Origin of the sequence: Chitinophaga sp., from assembly GCF_036566945.1 — a bacterium.
Lineage (GTDB): Bacteria > Bacteroidota > Bacteroidia > Chitinophagales > Chitinophagaceae > Chitinophaga.
Genome location: NZ_DATCVJ010000575.1, coordinates 1 through 3017, shown reverse-complemented (window position 1 = coordinate 3017; position 3017 = coordinate 1). Strand labels below are relative to the sequence as shown.

Below are 3017 nucleotides of genomic sequence, written 5' to 3'. Positions count from 1 at the left end.
ATTGGTTTGCCTACAGTACATTAAATGTACCTGTAGCCCGCAGGTATAACATCAGCCTGAGAGTATTGTCTACGGCGCCTTCACAGGCATCGGTAGGGCATGGTGGCCAGACTTTCGGTACCATTAACATTCCATCTACCGGTGGTGTTTGGAAAACAATAAAAGATACCATCACATTGCCTGCACTTAGTTACACCGGCATACATGTGGTATCAGGCACGTTTAAGTTCAATTGGTTTAGCATAGATGATTGTGTAGCGCCACCACCACCGCCGTTGGTGAGGATGGAAATCACTCCTGGCGAAGTATCATTACCAGGTGGCCATGCGCAGCAGTTTACCGTAAAAGGATTTGATGCCGATAGTAATGAAGTAATGATGACACCCATATGGTCTGTAACCGGCACTGGTAATAGCATTAGCAGCAGCGGACTATTCACCTCAGATACCACGTTAGGGAATTACACCCTTACTGTTACCGCAGGTGGTATCAGTCAAACCGCCACTGTCCACATTGTACAATACAGTTGCTCTGTAAATAATAAGTACGAAGCAGAGAGCGCGTCAGCGCGCATCTCCGGCCCGGTGCTGGAAACCTGTACAGATGTTGGCGGCGGACAGGATTTTACGAATTTGAAAGTAAGTGATTGGTTTGCCTACAACAACCTGATTGTACCAACAGCTGGTAAATACAATGTGCGTATTCGCGTATCTACTACCGCTGCCGCGCAAGTGGGGATTGGAAATGGAGGGGTAGTTTTCGGTGTAATTAATTTGCCGAATACCGGAGGCACCTGGCAAACGATCAGCGACACCATTACCTTGCCAGCATTGACTTATACCGGTGTTTTGGTGAGAGCCGGCACGTTTAAATACAACTGGTTTATTATTGATAACTGCGCACCGGTACAACCATTGTCCGGCATGTTATCTGTGGTGGCAGTACCTGATAAAACAATCACTATTTCAAAAACAAAAGTATATCCGAATCCTTTTGCAGCGCAGCTCACCATTGAGTTTAAGGAAGCTTATCATACTGCCACTCTGGTAGATATAACAGGCAAGGTGATACAGCAATGGAAAATCCCGCCAGGAACGTTTAGGATTAATAAGAACGTGGGGAATCTGAAACGGGGAATGTATTTGCTGACGCTGGAAGGAAGAGGGAAGAGCGAAGTGATAAAGGTGGTTAAGTTTTAAATTTTTGAGAAATGGCTGACCTGGGCGGGTCAGCCATTTTGTTATGGTTAATCAACTGATAGAGGTACAGCGCCGTATCAAAGAAATTTGTTAACTTACTGTACTCAAAACCCGAAATAAAATCCCTCATTTTTAAATCAGTAACCATGACACCACTATCCAGCAACCCTGGCAACGGCGCGCAGCCGGCAGGTGCTACCACTGCAGTATTACTCACTTATGTAACGTATGCTTCCGATCCGGTAAATGACATCAGCAGTTACTTACCCGGCTGGAAAATAGTCTGGAATGGCACCCAGACGGACGATGGTAACTATGCTTTTATAGCAGTAGATCCTACCGGGGCAAATTACGCGCTGGCTATCCGTGGCTCACTGCCTCCGCAGGATGTATTTAATAACTGGGATGCTTTTGCAAACTGGATACTGGAAGATCTGGACGTAGTAACCCAGGTAAGCTGGCCGTATGCTTCTACGCCTAAGCCACTGATCAGCAACGGCGCCAATACTTCTTTTACCAACGTGCTGAATATGCAGGATGCATTGGGCTCCGGTGTGTCGCTGACAGATTACCTGGTCACCAATGTTATTAAACCCGGTAACCCGCTGACGATTGCAGGGCATAGCCTGGGCGGTAATATTGCCAATGTATTTACTTCTTACTTTATTACTACCATTACCGGTGAGCAATATTCGTCGGATAATGTGTCGCTGTATACTTTTGCGGCGCCTGCAGCGGGAAACGGCGATTTCGCCAATGACCTGGATGCCAAGTTGCCGGCAGCCTGGCATTACCAGAATGCGAATGATATTGTACCTAATTTCCCGGTTTCAGACACCATTTTCCTTACCGGATTGTTATATGATCCTGCTCCGGCGGCTTCCGCTATCACTGTTGTATATAAAGGTTATACCGTTAGTTTGCGGGAGGCATTTTTCCTGTTATCCGGTGTGTTCCTATTGTATGGCTATCAGCAGCAAAACAATCATTACACAGTCTTTAATACCGCGCTGTATACGGAGTATGAAAGTAATACGGCTGAAGACTGGTTTGCACAGGCGGGGAGTCAACATGCGGTGAGTAACTACGCTGCTTTTTTGGGCGTTATGCTGCCTTTGCAGCCAGCTACCCAAGGGGTGTAAAACATGTCCCGTCTGGTAGCTTATGCCAGTGCTGCCAGACGGGCATACATCATCGGTCTACCGGTGTGGGATTTTTAATGAAAAACAATCCATCAAATACATTGGGCCACATCCCAACAGACGGTATATAATCCATGATCATACCAGTGGTAGGAATACCAACCTTGCCCTGCATCGCTTGATAATTTGTAAAGCTATACGGGTAGCCGGTTTTAGACAGCTGTCCTTCCACACTTTCCGGCGCCACCGGCGGAATGGTTTGTAATTTTCCATCATTGAAATCTATGAACGTGCCTGCGCCGCCGGTAAAGCCAATGGTATAGGCAGCCTGACCAAAATGTTGGTGTACAGTAGTACCCATCGGTACATAGGACGAGAGAAAGCCGGTAAGGTCTGGGATCTGCGTGGTAACTGCGTTGGTGGCTTTGGATATATGCAGGTTATGCGCCCACACGATGATCTTTTTACCGGGATAGGCTTTATCCGCCAGCCATATCAGGTTCTCCGCCATCTGCAGGTCACGTACATTCATTTCGTTGCCTTTCACCATCCCCCAATAGCGGGTGGTTTCCGATTCAATGCTGCACACTACCCGATACCAGAATCCACCAGCGTTGACAAAATGATTTTCCGGGGTCACATCATTGGGCGATAATACCTTTTTGAGTGCGGCCAG

General features: G+C 47.2%; 3 protein-coding genes. 2 read left to right on the top strand and 1 reads right to left on the bottom strand.

The genetic code is table 11. The annotated features are described in order from the left end of the window. A partial coding sequence (locus tag VIP81_RS17520) for a carbohydrate-binding protein (protein WP_331963723.1) occupies nucleotides 1-1199 on the top strand: 1199 nt, incomplete at its 5' end. A gap of 146 nt (nucleotides 1200-1345) precedes the next feature. Then, nucleotides 1346-2341: a lipase family protein gene (locus VIP81_RS17515; RefSeq protein WP_331963720.1), complete on the top strand. Its 996-nt coding sequence runs from the start codon at nucleotides 1346-1348 to the stop codon at nucleotides 2339-2341. 49 nt (nucleotides 2342-2390) lie between these two features. Here VIP81_RS17515 and VIP81_RS17510 read toward each other — a convergent pair. Next, nucleotides 2391-3017: erythromycin esterase family protein (locus tag VIP81_RS17510; protein WP_331963717.1), on the bottom strand; the 627-nt coding region annotated here is incomplete at its 5' end.

Bases quoted from the DNA above. Each gene is read 5' to 3' on its own strand.
- VIP81_RS17515 (WP_331963720.1), top strand. From the start codon at position 1,346: ATGACACCACTATCCAGCAACCCTGGCAACGGCGCGCAGCCGGCAGGT.